General features: G+C 63.2%; 14 protein-coding genes. 7 read left to right on the plus strand and 7 right to left on the minus strand.

Annotated features, from left to right (window positions below; genetic code table 11):
- Positions 1-186 precede the first annotated feature (186 nt).
- From CB0205_RS0112430 to CB0205_RS0112455, 6 genes are all read left to right on the plus strand, one after another.
- Positions 187-1,413 carry an FAD/NAD(P)-binding oxidoreductase gene (locus CB0205_RS0112430; RefSeq protein ID WP_010317789.1) on the plus strand — a complete coding sequence of 409 codons (1,227 nt, stop codon included), beginning with the start codon at positions 187-189 and terminating at the stop codon, positions 1,411-1,413.
- Positions 1,413-1,922, plus strand: a complete 510-nt coding sequence (locus tag CB0205_RS0112435) for an NADPH-dependent FMN reductase (RefSeq protein ID WP_010317790.1) — start codon at positions 1,413-1,415, stop codon at positions 1,920-1,922. Before CB0205_RS0112430 ends, CB0205_RS0112435 begins: the two co-directional genes overlap by 1 nt.
- Positions 1,922-2,614: a pirin-like bicupin family protein gene (locus tag CB0205_RS0112440; protein ID WP_010317791.1), complete on the plus strand. Its 693-nt coding sequence runs from the start codon at positions 1,922-1,924 to the stop codon at positions 2,612-2,614. Before CB0205_RS0112435 ends, CB0205_RS0112440 begins: the two co-directional genes overlap by 1 nt.
- A 65-nt stretch (positions 2,615-2,679) precedes the next feature.
- Positions 2,680-2,922, plus strand: coding sequence for a hypothetical protein (locus CB0205_RS0112445; RefSeq protein ID WP_156797979.1), 243 nt, complete (start codon positions 2,680-2,682; stop codon positions 2,920-2,922).
- A gap of 48 nt (positions 2,923-2,970) precedes the next feature.
- Positions 2,971-5,139, plus strand: a complete 2,169-nt coding sequence (locus CB0205_RS0112450; protein WP_010317793.1) for a glutamine synthetase III — start codon at positions 2,971-2,973, stop codon at positions 5,137-5,139.
- Between the two features lie 37 nt (positions 5,140-5,176).
- A complete protein-coding gene (locus tag CB0205_RS0112455) occupies positions 5,177-7,843 on the plus strand; it encodes an HAD-IC family P-type ATPase (RefSeq protein ID WP_010317794.1) in 2,667 nt (888 codons plus the stop codon).
- Here the strand turns inward: CB0205_RS0112455 and CB0205_RS0112460 are convergent, their stop codons facing one another.
- The 3 genes from CB0205_RS0112460 to CB0205_RS0112470 all read right to left on the minus strand — a co-directional run bounded on the left by CB0205_RS0112460 (position 7,844) and on the right by CB0205_RS0112470 (position 9,856).
- A complete protein-coding gene (locus tag CB0205_RS0112460; protein WP_010317795.1) occupies positions 7,844-8,071 on the minus strand; it encodes a hypothetical protein in 228 nt (75 codons plus the stop codon).
- Positions 8,072-8,165: 94 nt separating this feature from the next.
- Positions 8,166-9,368 carry an FAD-dependent monooxygenase gene (locus CB0205_RS0112465; protein WP_043706110.1) on the minus strand — a complete coding sequence of 401 codons (1,203 nt, stop codon included), beginning with the start codon at positions 9,366-9,368 and terminating at the stop codon, positions 8,166-8,168.
- On the minus strand, positions 9,365-9,856 hold the full coding sequence (locus CB0205_RS0112470) for an HdeD family acid-resistance protein (protein WP_010317797.1): 492 nt from the start codon (positions 9,854-9,856) through the stop codon (positions 9,365-9,367). Before CB0205_RS0112470 ends, CB0205_RS0112465 begins: the two co-directional genes overlap by 4 nt.
- 100 nt (positions 9,857-9,956) lie before the next feature.
- On the opposite strand from CB0205_RS0112470, the gene cysK reads away from it, so the two are divergent.
- Entirely contained in the window at positions 9,957-10,937 is a 981-nt protein-coding gene (gene cysK, locus CB0205_RS0112475; protein WP_010317798.1) for a cysteine synthase A, read from the plus strand.
- Here cysK and CB0205_RS0112480 read toward each other — a convergent pair whose 3' ends face one another.
- The 4 genes from CB0205_RS0112480 to CB0205_RS14865 all read right to left on the minus strand — a co-directional run bounded on the left by CB0205_RS0112480 (position 10,938) and on the right by CB0205_RS14865 (position 15,111).
- A complete protein-coding gene (locus CB0205_RS0112480; RefSeq protein WP_010317799.1) occupies positions 10,938-11,165 on the minus strand; it encodes a DUF6447 family protein in 228 nt (75 codons plus the stop codon).
- A 26-nt stretch (positions 11,166-11,191) separates the two neighbouring features.
- Positions 11,192-11,578: a hypothetical protein gene (locus CB0205_RS0112485; RefSeq protein ID WP_010317800.1), complete on the minus strand. Its 387-nt coding sequence runs from the start codon at positions 11,576-11,578 to the stop codon at positions 11,192-11,194.
- Between the two features lie 9 nt (positions 11,579-11,587).
- Positions 11,588-13,324, minus strand: a complete 1,737-nt coding sequence (locus CB0205_RS0112490; RefSeq protein WP_010317801.1) for an ABC transporter ATP-binding protein — start codon at positions 13,322-13,324, stop codon at positions 11,588-11,590.
- A gap of 134 nt (positions 13,325-13,458) precedes the next feature.
- The gene (locus CB0205_RS14865) at positions 13,459-15,111 is read right to left on the minus strand and encodes a GGDEF and EAL domain-containing protein (RefSeq protein WP_010317802.1); all 1,653 of its coding nucleotides are present in this window, start codon (positions 15,109-15,111) and stop codon (positions 13,459-13,461) included.
- Positions 15,112-15,254: the final 143 nt, after the last annotated feature.

Consider the following 15,254-nt stretch of genomic DNA (forward strand, 5'->3'; position numbering starts at 1 on the left):
GGACAGCATAAGCGCTAAGTCGTAGTCGTTATGAGTATGGGATAGGTTTTGAGTATTTCTGCTTAGGTCTCATTGCGGCCGAGTCCTTCTTTATTTGTCCATTGCCGTCTGGAATCCTGCGGCGGGGCTGCCTGGTTGGCCCCCTTCTGGTTAGATCTGGGGTAAGCGCGTCTTGATTCAGCGGCCATGGGCCATCACCAGGTATTGATCGTGGGCGGCGGCGCCGCTGGAATCACGGTGGCGGCTCGCCTGAAGAAGGCCCGTCCGGCCTTGGACATCGCGATCCTTGAGCCCTCGAGCGACCACTACTACCAACCGGGTTGGACCCTGGTCGGTGGCGGGGTCTTCAGCCTGGAGCAGACCCGCCGCAACGAGGCCAGCCTGATTCCCGCGGGTGTCACCTGGATCCGTGAGTCCGCTGCGGGCTTCACCCCCGAGAGCAACAGCGTCAGCACCAGCGCTGGTCAAACCCTGACCTACGACGCCCTGGTGGTGGCCACCGGGATGAAGCTCAACTGGGAGGCCATCAAGGGCTTGCCTGATGCTCTGGGCAAAGGCGGCGTCTGTAGCAACTACTCCAAGGATTTCGCTGCTTACACCTGGGAGTGCATCCAGAACTTCAAGGGAGGCAACGCGGTCTTCACCTGCGCGCCCATGCCGATCAAGTGCCCCGGTGCGCCGCAAAAGATCGCCTACCTGGCCGATGACGCGATCAAGCGCGATCCCGCCATCGCGGCCAAGAGCAAGGTCATCTACGCCACGGCCACCCCTGGAATCTTTGGCGTCCCCACCTATGCCGCGCCCCTGCGGGAGGTGGTGGCCCGCAAAGGCATCGATGCCCGCTACTCCCACACCCTGATCGAGGTCAGGCCGGCGAGCAAAGAGGCGGTCTTCAAGGTCAGCAAAGAGGGCGAGGAGCCCCGCGAGGAGGTCATCAACTACGAGCTTCTGCACGTCACCCCGCCGATGGCGGCCCCGGACGTCGTGGCCCAGAGCCCCCTGGCTGCCGCTAGTGGCTTTGTCGAGGTGGGCAAGCACAACCTCCAGCACGTGCGCTTCCCCAACGTCTTTGCCATCGGTGATGTGGGCGGCATTCCCAACTCCAAGACCGCCGCCGCGGTGCGCGGTCAGGCCCCGGTCCTGGTGACCAACCTGCTGGCTCAGCTTGAGGGCGGCCAGGGTCAGGGGTCCTACGACGGCTACAGCTGCTGCCCGCTGATCACCGGCTACGGCAAGACGATCATGGCCGAGTTCAACTACGAGCAGCAGCCCACCCCCTCCTTCCCCCTGGATCCCACCAAGGAGCGCTGGAGCATGTGGATCATGAAGAGCGTGGTGCTGCCCTGGGTCTATTGGAACCGGATGCTCAAAGGCGGTGACCACGAGCGCCGCTTCATCCCTGGCGTGAAGTAATGGCTGACGTTCTCGTCCTGAGCGCCAGCAATGGCGAAAACCTCAAGCTGGCCGAGCGCTTTGCGGCGGCCGCCCAGAGCCAAGGCTGTAGTGCTGAGGTTCTGGATCTCACTGCCGTTGACCTGCCGCTCTTCACGCCCCGCGCCCAGGAGCAGGGACCCCCAGCGGCTCTCGCCGGGTTGCAGCAGAAGCTGATGGCCACCCCCCGCTGGGTGATCTGCGCTCCGGAATACAACGGCTCGATCCCGCCGGTGCTGACCAGCGCCATCGCCTGGCTTTCGGTGCAGGGCAGCGACTTCCGGGCCCTCTTCAATGGCCGGCCCGTTGTGATCGCGACCCACTCAGGCGGCGGTGGTTACACGGTGATGACCGCTCTGCGGCTGCAATTGGCGCACTTGGGCGCCCACGTCGTGGGTCGTCAGTTGGTGAGCAACGGCAGCCACCCGGCCAAGGACGACAGCATCGCGGACCTGCTCGCCAGACTGCAGCGGCTTCAAGCCCCCGAGTAATGCCCCCGCTGTTGCGTCCTGCAGCTGAGCGTTTCCATAGCCAGCTCGACTGGCTCGACAGCTGGCACAGCTTCTCCTTCTCCAGTCACTACGACCCGGCCTGGATGGGCTTCGGTCCGCTGCGGGTGATCAATGACGACGTCATTGCCGCCGGCAAGGGCTTTGGCATGCACCCGCACCGGGACATGGAGATCATCACGGTGATGGTCGAGGGGGAGCTGCACCACCGCGACTCCATGGGCCATGCCGAGCTGCTGCGGGCTGGGGAGGTGCAGCGGATGAGCGCTGGCACCGGTGTGGTCCACAGCGAGGTCAATGGCGGCCAGGCCCCCTGCCGCCTGCTGCAGATCTGGATTGAACCCGCCTCAGCGGGGATCCCGCCTGACTACGAACAGAAGCCCTTCGCCTTGGCCGAGGGCTGGACGCCCCTGATCGACCCCCAGGCCGCAGACGGGGCTATGGCGATTCATCGGTCCGTGCGGCTCTGGCGCGCCCAGGTCCCAGCGGGGACCGAGCTGGCCTGGCCGGCCTCCGAGCGCTGCGCCAGTTGGCTGCAAATCATCACGGGTGGATTGGCCCTGCCTCAGCCCTTGGTCCGGGGTGATGGCCTGGGACTGGCTGCCGGCGAGGCTCCGGCATCTCTGCAGGTTGGAGCCGATGGGGTGGATCTGCTGCTGTTTGAGCTGAGCTAGCGGACTACCAGAAGCTGTGTCCTGCGCTGCTGCACGGCTGCGCCGTTGCCGCCAGGCTTGGGGTGATGACACTTCTTCGTTCATTCCCCGTGGAATTCCGTTTGACGGACCGTGGCGGCGAACCCCATCCAGTGCTCGATGACTGCTTCGAGAGCCTTGAGCTCGCCCAAAGCGCGGCGCTGACCTGGCTGGTCCATCAAGGGCTGATCGATCCTGCGATCCCCGTTGAAATGCAGGATCAACTGATCACTCAGTTCATTGGCCTGGAGCGCCGGACCCCCAGTGGCGACTGGCGCACCCTGCGCTAGCGGACCTGCTGTCGCCGATGATGGTGTCACTTTGATACCGAAGTGGCCATGCCAAGCGCTGAGCGTTTTGCTGCCCTGCAGACCATTCAGCGGCGCAAGCCCGCTGCGGTGACTAAGCCTTCGGCCCTTCACGAGATCTGGGCCGATGACGTCTTCACCCTGGCTCGGATGAAGGAGGCCCTGCCTCGCCAGGTGTTCAAGTCGCTTCAGAAAACCATCCGTGAAGGTGGTGCGATCGACCCGTCCATCGCCGACTCCGTGGCGAATGCCATGAAGGACTGGGCGACCAGCCGCGGCGCTCTCTACTACTCCCACGTCTTCTATCCGCTCACCAACCTGACGGCGGAGAAGCACGACGGCTTCATCACCCCCAAGAGTGATGGCCGTGCCATCACCGCCTTCACCGGCAAGTTGCTGGTGCAGGGTGAGCCCGACGGTTCCTCCTTCCCTAACGGTGGCCTGCGCTCCACCTTCGAGGCCCGCGGTTACACCGCCTGGGATGCCACCAGCCCCGCCTGGCTGATGCGCACGCCCAACGGCGTCACCCTCTGCATCCCCACGGTCTTCGTCTCCTGGACCGGTGAGGCCCTCGACAAGAAGACGCCGCTGCTGCGCTCCAATGCCGCGGTGAACCGCCAGGCCAAGCGGGTGCTGCAACTGCTGGGTGAGACCGAGATCGCCCCGATCAACTCCAGCTGCGGCGCCGAGCAGGAGTACTTCCTGGTGGACAGCGCCCTGATGGCGCTGCGCCCCGACCTGCAGCTCTCGGGCCGCAGCCTCTTTGGTGCTCCCCCGGCCAAGGGTCAGCAGTTCGATGACCACTACTTCGGCGCTATCCCCGAGCGGGTTCAGGTGTTCATGCAGGACGTAGAGGACCAGCTCTACCGCCTGGGTGTTCCCGCCAAGACCCGTCACAACGAGGTGGCTCCCGGCCAGTTCGAGATCGCTCCGGTGCACGAGGCGGCCAACGTGGCCACCGATCACCAGCAGCTGATCATGACCGTGCTCAAGAGCACGGCCAAGAAGCATGGCTTCACCTGCCTGCTGCACGAGAAGCCCTTCGCCGGCGTCAACGGCAGCGGCAAGCACGTCAACTGGTCGATCGGCAACAGCACCCAGGGCAACCTGCTGGATCCCGGTCACACCCCCCACGAGAACATGCAGTTCCTGCTGTTCTGCGGGGCTGTGATTCGCGGCGTGCACCAGTACGGCCCGCTGATGCGTGCGGCGATTGCAACCGCCAGCAATGACCACCGCCTGGGGGCCAACGAAGCACCTCCGGCGATCATCTCCGTTTACCTCGGCAGCCAGCTCGAGGACGTCTTCAACCAGATCAAGGGCGGCCAGCTCAAGAGCTCGGCCACCGGCGGAATGATGCGTCTGGGCATCGACAGCCTGCCGGAGTTCCCCAAGGACGCCGGCGACCGTAACCGCACCTCACCCTTCGCCTTTACCGGCAACCGCTTCGAGTTCCGCGCCGTGGGCTCTGGCCAGTCCGTGGCCGGTCCCCTGGTGGTGCTGAACACGGTTCTGGCCGATTCCCTCGCCTGGATCGCCGATCAGCTGGAGGCCCGCACCGCCAAGGGTGAGAGCGTTGAGCAGGCCAGCCTCGCGGTGCTGCAGCAGATCACCAAGGAGAACGGCAACGTGATCTTTGGCGGCGACGGCTACTCCAGCGAGTGGCATGAGATGGCCGTCAAGGAGCGTGGTCTGGAGAACCTGCGCACCACCGCTGATGCCCTGCCGGTGCTGCAGCGTCCAGCCATTCGCGACCTCTTCTCCCGCCACAACGTGCTCAGCCCCGTTGAGTTGGAGAGCCGCTACGAGGTCTACTCCGAGCAGTACTGCCTTGCGATTGAGGTGGAGGCCCGCCTGGCCGTGCGGATCGCCCGCACCCAGCTCTACCCCGCCGTCAGCGCCTACCTCGGCGAGCTGGCTGGATCGCTGCAGGAGCAGGAGGCCATCGGCCTGAATCCCTCCAAGGCGCTCGCTCAGCAAATCGCTGGCCTGAATCAGCAGCTGCTGGACCGTGCCGCCGCCCTGGAGACCGCTCTGGGCAATGCGCCCTACGGCGCCGAGGCCCACATGCGTCACTGTGCCGACCAGCTGATGGTCCGCATGGGTGAACTGCGGGAGGCCGCCGATGCCCTGGAGGGTCTGGTGGATGACACCGCCTGGCCGCTGCCCACCTACCAGGAGATGCTCTTCGTCCGCTGATTTGAGCTATCGCTAGGGCTAGCTCGATGCCCCTGCGATGCAGCCGCTCCTCACCCCTGCTTACGTCTCAAGCGGGGGTGAGGTTGTTGCTGCACTCGAGACCGACGCCAAACGGGGGCTCTCCCCTGCGGAAGTGCAACGGCGCGTCCATCAAGTCGGAACGAATCGCCTGAGCCCAGAACCGCTGAAGCCGTTGTGGCTTCGGTTCCTTCAGCAGTTCGACAATCCCCTACTGATCACCCTGCTGATCGTCGGGGCCGTCAAGCTCGCCATGGGTGATCCGCAGGATGCCTTGGTGATCATCAGCGTCACCGTGATCAATGCGGTGATCGGCACCGTTCAGGAAGGCAAAGCCGAGAGCGCGATTGCGGCTTTAGCCGACAGCGTCCGCACGGATGTCTTGGTGCTCCGAGATGGCGCTGCCCTGCAGCTGGATTCCGAGGCCTTGGTGCCTGGTGATGTCGTGCAGCTCGAGGCTGGCTGCAAGGTTCCAGCGGATCTGCGGCTGCTGCAGGTCCGCTCCTTGCGCACCGATGAATCTGCCCTGACTGGGGAGTCAGTGCCCGTCGAGAAATCCACCGGAGCGTTGCAGCTAGAGGCTCCCCTCGCTGAGCGCAGTTGCATGGCCTACGCGGGGAGTTTTGTCATCGCAGGGCAGGGCACAGGCGTTGTGGTGACCACTGGCGATGCCACGGAGGTGGGGCAGATCTCGGTGGCCCTGAATCAGGCGGTCAGCCTCTCCACTCCCTTAACCCGCAAGTTAGTGGGCTTCAGTCGCACGCTGCTGCGACTGATCGTTCTGCTCGCGATCTTCACCTTTGTCGTGGGTCTGGCGAAGGGACGAGATTGGGCTGAGATGTTCGATGGCGCCGTGGCCCTCGCCGTGGGTGCCATCCCAGAGGAACTCCCGGCGATTGTCACGATCATCCTGGCCATTGGCGTCCATCGGATGGCCAGACGCCGCGCGATCATCCGCAAGTTGCCTGCCGTGGAGACGCTCGGCAGTACAACCGTGATCTGCTCAGACAAGACAGGGACGCTCACCCAGAACCGGATGACGGTCGAGCATGTCTATGCCGCCGGCATTCTCCAGCCACTGCGGGACCTCTGGCCCATGGACGATGCGGGCCAGGGAGTCAATCTCGCTCTTCAGGAGACCCTGCTGGCCGGCTTGTTGTGCAACGACGCACAGGCCGGTAGCGATGACCAATGGGTAGGCGATCCCACCGAAACGGCTCTGCTGGCGGCCGCACATTCCGTTGGGATGAACCATCGCTCAGCCCATGACCAGCACCCGCGGCGCGATGTGATTCCGTTCGAGTCCGAACGGCAATACATGGCGACCCTGCACGGCAGTGAGCGCATCTTGCTGAAGGGATCCGTGGAGGCTGTTCTGCAGCGCTGCAGTCATGCGTTGGACGCGCAGGGGCAGCGTTGCGTGCTCAATGCCGAGGCGATACAGGCGGCGGTCTCCGCCATGGCGGGCCAAGGCGAGCGGGTCTTGGCGTTTGCCATTGGTCTTGGTGCGCAGCAGCAGCGGCTTGAGCATCACCACCTCAATGGCGATTTCACCTTTCTTGGGCTCCAAGGAATGCAGGACCCGCCGCGACCGGAGGCGATCCAAGCGGTTGCCGCCTGTAGGGCCGCTGGGGTCAAGGTGAAATTGATCACCGGCGATCACATTCAAACGGCCATCGCCATTGCTCGGTTGATGGGAATTGGCTCCCCTGGAGAGGTTCAGGCCATCGATGGATCGGCCTTGGCAGCCCTGAGCTCCGACGCCCTGGCGGAGGTGGTGGATTCCGTCGATGTCTTTGCCCGTGTTGCCCCAGCCCAGAAACTTCAGCTGGTTGAGGCACTGCAGGCCAACGGCGAAGTGGTGGCCATGACCGGGGATGGCGTCAACGATGCGCCCGCTCTGAAGCAAGCGGACATCGGCATCGCCATGGGACGCAGTGGGACGGAGGTGGCCCGACAGGCCGCCGACATGCTGCTGACCGATGACAACTTCGCCACGATCGAGGCGGCCGTGGAAGAAGGTCGCGGGGTCTACCTCAACTTGAGGAAGACCCTGGCCTTTGTCCTTCCGGTGAATGGCGGCGCCTCCATGACGATCCTGATGGCGGGTCTGCTGGGGACCCCCTTGCCCGTCAGTGCATTGCAGGTGCTTTGGCTGAACATGATTTGTTCGCTGACCATGTCCATCGCCCTGGCCTTTGAACCGCTGAGCCCGGCGTTGATGAGCCAGGCGCCGCGACAGCCGGAAGAGCCCCTGTTGAACCTGGCCTTAATACGGCGCGTGATTCTGATCTCCCTCTTCAATTGGTGTGTGATCTTCGGGCTGTTCTTCTGGGCTCAGCATCAGCTCGGTGATCTTCAGTTGGCCCGGACGATGGCGGTGCAGGGTTTGGTGCTGTCGCACTTGGTTTATCTCGTGGCCATTAGCCATTGGCGCCAGGTCTGGCCGTTCCGCTTGCGGGATCTGCGCCAGGCACCTGCCGTCCCCCTGGGAGTGATGGCCACGTTCGCCCTGCAAGGGCTCTTCAGTCAGGCCGGTTGGATGAATGCCTTCTTTGGTACAAGCCCGCTCAATGGCTCGCAGTTGGCGGTTTGCGCCTTGCCGATGCTGTTGATGATTCCGGTGACGCGTTGTGCCGAGTGGTTGGATCCCATGGAGCGACGGTCCCCCGCCACCTTGGGTTGATCAATCGCTCGGCTGCTCGTGCATCACTTCAAAGCGATCCCGCGGCTTCTCTGGCGGTGATGTTGTTGGTTCCCCTTTCAGGGGGCAAAACTGATCAACAGTGGGGATATTGACGTCGTAGTGCTTGAACACCTCCCGAAGCCGGGCCGCACAGTGCTCGTTGCAGTTCGGCCCGCCGTAATGGGGGCAGATCTCGATCCAACGTTCGTCTTGGAGGTTGTCGGACATCCCAGGTCGTCCATGTCCTGACGGCTGATCACACTCTGGCTCCAACCCCCGGGCTTGGCTATGCAAAGCGCGTGACGCTGGCCTGTCTTGATCCTTAGGGCTGAAGGTTTGCCCTGGCCAAGGCGTTCCAGCGACCGTCCCGTAGTGGTCCTTGCCTGTTGGTCCACACCCGTTGCGCCAAGGGCCCGGTGATGGCGCGTCCACGTATCAGTCCCGTGCGGAGGATGCGCTGATGGCCAAGCCAATGGCCCTGCCTCGCTTCCGCCTGCTGAAGCTGCTGCATCTGGCTGACCTCTGCCCGCCGGCGTTTCTCAATGGCCTGTGCTGCTCCATCGAGGTCACTGGAGCGCTCCAGCAGCAACTCAGTAGCCACCAAGCTGTCCCGCAACGCCAGGTTGATGCCTTGGGCACGAACCGGACTCATCGGGTGGGCGGCATCCCCAAGCAGCAGCAAACCCGGTTGCTGCCAACGCTCCGCCATGCCCACCTGGACCTTGAACCGCACGGGGGCGCTCAGCCTCTCCCCCCGCTCCTGCAGCAGATGGGCCAGGGGCTCCGGTGCCAGCGCCGCCAACCGCTCTGCCCATTCCTGCGGGGTGAGGGACTCTGCGCTGTCCTGGGGCTCGAGCAACCAGGCCAGTTGCAGATCCCCTAAGGCGTTGAGGCAGGCACTGCCGATGCGGCCGCCGGCCACGAGGGTCTGGAAACCCCAGACGCAATCGCTGGGGATCGGTCCAGGCAGCGCAAACCAGAGCAACTCCAGTGGACTGCCCGAGTTGCGCAGTGGAATTCCGGCCTGTTGACGCAGCAGTGAACCGCGGCCATCGCAGCCGATGACCAGATCCGCCTGCAGCGCCTCGGCGTTGCTGAGCTCGACGCCACTGATGCGCCCATCGCACCGGAGGAGCCGGCGGACAGCCTGGCCTGGCCTCCAGCGCAGCGTCGGGCAGCGCAGGGCGCGCTCGAGCAGTGCCTCCAGCAGGCTCTGCTGAGGCACGAGCCGGCAGGGGTGCAGCGACCCCAGGGGTTCTGCCACCTGGAAGAGGCGCTGGCGCTCGAGCCAGACGCTCCATCCCTCCAGGGGCCGCTGCGGCAGGTGCTCCAGCAGCGGCAGCAGTCCCATTCGGGCCAGGGCCTCCTGACCACTGGGCATCAGGGCATCGCCGCGGAACTGCCGGCTAAAGCGTTCACTGGCTTCGATCAGCTCGACCTGCGCTCCGCCTTCGGCGAGCTGGAGCGCCAGGCTCAATCCAGCGGGCCCCGCTCCAACAACGATGAACCGGGGCGGGAGGGTCACTCAGCCGTCAGCAGCCTGAACCCAGTGAAGAACAGGGAGATCCCGAAGAGAGTTCCCACGGCCCAGAGGCTGTCGCTGGGCCATTCCGCCACGAGCAGTCCCCCCAGCAGAGCCGTGATCAGGCCATCGGCGAGCACCAGGCCGCGGGCCTGGGCCTGGCTGGCGGCGGCCGAGGCCAGCTCCATCACCCCCTCAAAGATCAGCAGCAGTCCGGCAAAGAGGGTCAGGCTGATTTCACTCTCAACCGGGTAGGCCACGACCCAGATGCCCGCCACGACATAGAAGAGACCCGAGAGCCCGCGAAAGACCTTGCCCTTGGTGTCCTCGGCTTGGCCGATGCGCAGCAGTTGGCTGACCCCAGCCACCGCCGCGATCACCCCGATGCTCAAGGTCAGGGCCGTGGCCGAAATGAAGGGCAGCGCGATCGAGGTCGCACCCGCCAGAGCCAGCAGAACGGCAGCGATGCGGCGCTGGTTTTTGGGGTCCACAGCAGGACTACGAAATCATCCGAACCCTAGAAACGTTTTCCCTATTTGCCTGCCCAGTTCTTAGGGTGCGGCCACTGTTGTGTGTGCAGCCCAGAGCCCCATGGCCGCGATCTTTAGCGATAACAGCCTCACGATCGGGCGCACCCCACTGGTTCAGCTCAACCGCATCACCGAGGGCTGCGGAGCGCGCGTGCTGGCCAAGATCGAGGGCCGCAATCCTGCCTATTCGGTGAAGTGCCGGATCGGTGCGGCGATGGTGGCGGCGGCCGAACGGGATGGTCTGCTGGGCCCCGGCAAGGAGCTGATTGAGCCCACCAGCGGCAACACCGGGATTGCCCTGGCGTTTGTGGCCGCCAGCAAGGGCATCAAGCTCACCTTGACCATGCCCGAAACGATGAGCCTGGAGCGGCGCAAGCTGCTGACGGCCTTTGGGGCCCACCTCGAGCTCACCGAGGGCCGGCTGGGCATGACGGGGGCCGTGAACCGGGCCAAGGAGATCGCCGCCAGCGATCCCGATCGCTACGTGCTGCTGCAGCAGTTCGTGAACCCGGCGAATCCTCAGATCCACCACGACACCACTGGCCCTGAGATCTGGAGCGATACCGACGGCAACGTCGACGTGTTCGTCTCCGGTGTTGGCACCGGCGGCACCCTGACCGGGGTGAGCCGCTACATCAAAAACACCCTGGCCAAGCCTCTGCACACGGTGGCGGTCGAGCCGATCAACAGCCCGGTGATCAGCCAGACCAAAGGGGGCCATGCCCTGCAACCCGGCCCCCACAAGATTCAGGGGATCGGTGCTGGTTTTGTTCCCGGCAACCTGGATCTGGCCATGGTCGATGCCGTCGAGCAGGTCAGCGATGAGGAGGCCGTCGAGATGGCCCGGCGCCTCGCCAAAGAAGAGGGGATCCTGGCCGGCATCAGCTGCGGGGCCGCCGCGGTGGCAGCCCTGCGCCTGGCCAAGGATCCAGCCCATGCCGGCAAGACGATCGTTGTGGTCCTCCCCGACTCCGGTGAGCGCTATCTCAGCTCGGTCCTATTCGAGGGGATCTTCAACGAGCGCGGTCTGCCGATCGCCTGATCAGTCCGCCATCGGCGTGACGCCCTGCAGCCGGTCGTTGAGCTGCATGGCCATGGACTGACGGCCAACCGCCAGGACCTTGAGGGTGTCCTCGTGCATGCGCAGTTGGGCATCGGCCACCTGCATGCCGCGCACCAGCTCCTTTACCTCCTCAGGCAGGGTGTTGAGGTCGTAGCGCTTCCCCTCAAAGGTCAGGACGGGGGGGATCTGGGCGGCGGAGTCGGTCACGACACAAGGCGGTAGACCGGGTCACCTTACGGGTCTTTCTTGCTCTCTGCCGCTGCAATTTGCTTGGGCAGGGGCCGCAGCGGTCGCTTGAAAAAGAACATCAGCAGCTGCCCGACCTGGGTGGTGGTGGTGAGCTCCCAGCCCTCCTTCCCCAGCAGGTTCAGGAAGTGCTGCAGTTGCTCAGCGGGGTGCTTCGGATCGGCCTTGGCCTTGGCCTGCTGCTCCGGTCCGTACTGCTGGGGGAACTCCCGGCTGATGAACTCCGGGCTGAGCTTCCCGCCCATCCGCTCACTGGCCACCTTTGGGTCTGGGGGCGCCGGGGGATTGTTGTTGTCCACATTGATGTGGATGACCCGGTATTCCCAGATGGGCATCTCACCGAGTGGCTTGGCGGTGGGGCCCTGGTCCGTCATGGGACCAGGTTAAGCACCGCGAATCAGCTGGCGCTCGCAGAGGTCGCGATAGCGACCAGGGCGGCTGATCAGCAGGTCGTGGTTGCCCTGATCGACGATCTTGCCGTTCTCGAGCACCAGGATCGAATCGGCCCCCTGCACGGTGGAGAGGCGGTGGGCAATCACCAGAACCGTGCGGCCCTGCATGGCCTGATCGAGGCCCCTCTGCACGGCTTCTTCTGCCTCGGCATCCAGGGCGCTGGTGGCCTCATCCAGCAGCAGCACCGCCGGGTTGCCGAGCACCGCCCGGGCAATGGCCAGCCGTTGCAGTTGGCCGCCGGAGAAGTTGCTGCCCCGCTCTTCGACGCGGGCGTCGTAGCCGCCGGGAAGGGCCTCGATGAAACCGTCGGCATTGGCGAGGCGTGCGGCCGCTTGGATCTGCTCCCGGGTGGCCGGCCGGCCAAAGGCGATCGCTTCGGCGACCGTGCCCGAGAAGACAGCGCTCTGTTGAGGCACCAGCGCCACGGCCGTGCGCAGCTCAGCGGCCTTGAGGTCCGCCAGGTTGCGCCCATCCAGCAGCACCTGACCGCCCTGGGCGGTGTTGAAGCGCAGCAGTAGGGAAAAGAGGGTGCTCTTGCCTGCCCCCGAGGGACCGACCAGGGCCACGACCTGGCCAGGTTTGACCTGGAGCGAGAGGTTCTTCAGAACGGGCTGCTGCGGGTCGTAGCCAAAACTCACCTGCTCGAGCAGCAGCTCGCCAGCGACGCGCCCCAGGGGTTGGGCGTCCGGGCGATCGGGTTGCTCGACCGCTTCCCGCTCGATCTCCCGTAGGCGCTTGAGGGAGGCCTGGCCCTGTTGGAACTCGTTGAAGTTGGTGGTCAGATGGCTGATCGGGTCGATCAGCATCAGCAGGGCGGCGACGTAGCTGCTGAAGCCCTGTCCATCAAGGTCACCGCTTTGGATGCGGGCGGCGCCCATGAGCAGCACCGCCAGGATGCCCGCGGCCTCCAGGAAGCCCACGACGGGGTACTGCAGGGCCAGCAGCTTCTGGGTGCGGTAGCGGGCCTTGCGATGCAGGTCGATCTCAACTTCAAAGCGCTGCTGCAGCCAGGGCTCAGCGGCAAAGGCCCGCACCAGGGGGAGTCCGGAGATCGCTTCTCCCAGCAGGGAGGCCAATTCGCTGACCTGTTTTTGACTCTTTTCTGCGGCGCCCATGACCTTGGCGCCAAAGACGCTCACCAGCACGGCCACCAAGGGGGCCAGCAGCAGGGTGCCGATGGAGAGCTTCCAGTCCAGCCAGACCATGTAGCCGAAGACCACCACCAGCTGCAGCACCGAGGGGGTGGTGTCCTGGATCGTCTTGTAGATGACCTCGCCCACCCGATCGGCGTCTTCTGTCAGGCGGTAGGTCAGGTCGCCAGCAGAGAGCTTCTCGAGCACTCCGAAATCCAGACGTTGGAGCCGCGCGAACAGCCGGCGGCGCAGTTCCTGGCTGACCTGCAGAGCCGGTCCCGCCAGCAGGGTGTCCTGACCAAACTGTGCGATCTTCTGCAGCATGAAGACCGTCAGGGCCAGGCCGATGACCTGCAGCACCCGGTTGAAGTCACCGGCTCCGATCGCGGGAATCAGCTGACCGGCCAACCAGGCCAGGAGCGGCCAGCAGACCACAAAGACGAGCATGCAGGCCCCACCCGCGATCAGCGCGGGACGGTGGGGCTTCAGCAGCGGCAGCAGGCGCCGGAAGCCGGCCGATGAGGGTGCAAGCATCGGGGCAAGCTATCAGCGCTTTTTAAAACGACTGCCGTTGGAAGAAAGGGTCGCTGGTCGTTGTATCGACGCAAGCTGGTCGAGCTGCTGGCCTAGGGCCTTGCACGATTGGTTCTTGATCTGGCTGGCTCAACTCATTCCGGCTCGTCTGCCATGCACAGTCGCTTCGCATGGCTGAGGGTGTCGTTGAGCTCTCTGGCCATCTCTTCGGCATTCTTCGGCTTTGCCAAAAGAAAGCCCTGAAAGCCATCACATCCCAGTCGCTTGAGTTGCTGGAGTTGTTGGATCGACTCAACTCCTTCGGCTAGGGATTTCAATCCGAGTCCATGGGCGAGTTGGGTTGTGGCCCGAACAATTGAATAATCATTAGGGTCTTGCTCCATATCTCTCACAAAGCTCTTGTCGATCTTGAATCCCTTGAGTGGCAGTCTCTGCAACGATTTCAGATTGGAAAAACCTGTGCCAAAATCATCAACCCAAAGACAAACCCCTAGCTTTTGAAGCCTTTGAAGGCGCATTGCTGCGTCATTGGGATTTTTGAGCAATGCAGTTTCTGTGAGTTCCAGCTCGATGTGACTGGGGCAAAGGCCCTCCAGGTGACAGATTTCGGTTATTAACTCATCGAGCGGCTCAACATCGGGGTTGAGTTGTTCGGCTGAAACGTTGATTGATAGTTTTGGGATGTTGATGTTGTTGCGCTGCCACTCGGCGAATTGTTGAACCGCATTCTTTAGAGCCCAGCTACCAATGTCTTCGATTAATCCACTCTGCTCGGCGACAGGGATAAATCGTGTACATGGAATAAAGGCTTCCCCTTGACGGTCCCATCGAAGCAGTGCTTCTGCTCCCATGATGCTGCCTCTTTGATCAAACTGCAGCTGATAGTGAAGTTTGAGTTCATTCTTTTCTATGGCTGTCGAGAGCTTTTGCTCGAGGTTAAGGGCCTCTCGAATCGACGCGCTGAGGGATTCTGAATACACCTGAACTTTTCCTGGCCCGCGTCGTTGGGCAGCGGCAAGAGCTGTTCTGGCGGATTGAATCGGATCGTCATCGGCTGTTGTGATGCCAGGCCAAGTGCTGATCCCAATGCAGGCACTGAGGTGTATTGATGGCAGCTTTTCTAGGTTCCTCGAAGTTAATCGAAGCCCCTTCTGTAACCGCTTGCCATGCTGGATGGCGTCCTGAGTGCTCTGGATTCCGTCTGTCTGAATAATGACAAAGCTGTCGCTGTCGAGCCTTGCCAGCCAGTCTTCCGGGGCGATCTGATCGCGAAGATGTCTCGCTATCCAGACTAAAAGTCTGTTTCCATTGGCGATTCCAAACGTGTCATTGATCTCTTGGAAGTGATCGATGTCTAGGCAGGTGACTGTGATCCTGGTGTTTTTGCTGACTCCACTGATGACGTCACGGATGAGCTCACTGATGTAGATGTCTGTTGCTGCGCGATTGGGTAGACAGGTCAGCCTGTCTGTTTGGTTTGGATCGAATCTTTCGCCTTTGGTGCTTTGAACTCCTGGGCACTCCTGCAGGGTCCCGATGGAGTAGAGAGGGCGTCCTTTGTTGTCATAGCTTGTAAAGCAGCGATGATCGACGAAGCACTCATCGCCATCCTTCAAGCGAAGTCGATGCCTGATTCGGCCGGCTTGTCCGCTCAATTGCGATTGCTGGAGTTCCGTTCGGACTCGCTCTCGATCTTCTTTGGCGACGACAGCGAGTAACTGGTCCATGGTCTGCCCACCTCCTTCCTCCGAGCGAAGAATCTGACAGAGCTGCGGCGACCAGAGCATCGACCCATCGCCACCATGCTTCTGGAGCCAGGAGCCAAGTTTGAGGTGGTACTCGGCATTCAGTAGCAGCTGAAGAATGGCCTCTGGATCATTGACTGCTTTGGACAGAAGGCACTACGGACCAACTCTTCAGCTCAACCCTA

The sequence above is a fragment of the Synechococcus sp. CB0205 genome, assembly GCF_000179255.1.
In the GTDB taxonomy this organism is placed as follows: Bacteria; Cyanobacteriota; Cyanobacteriia; order PCC-6307; family Cyanobiaceae; genus Vulcanococcus.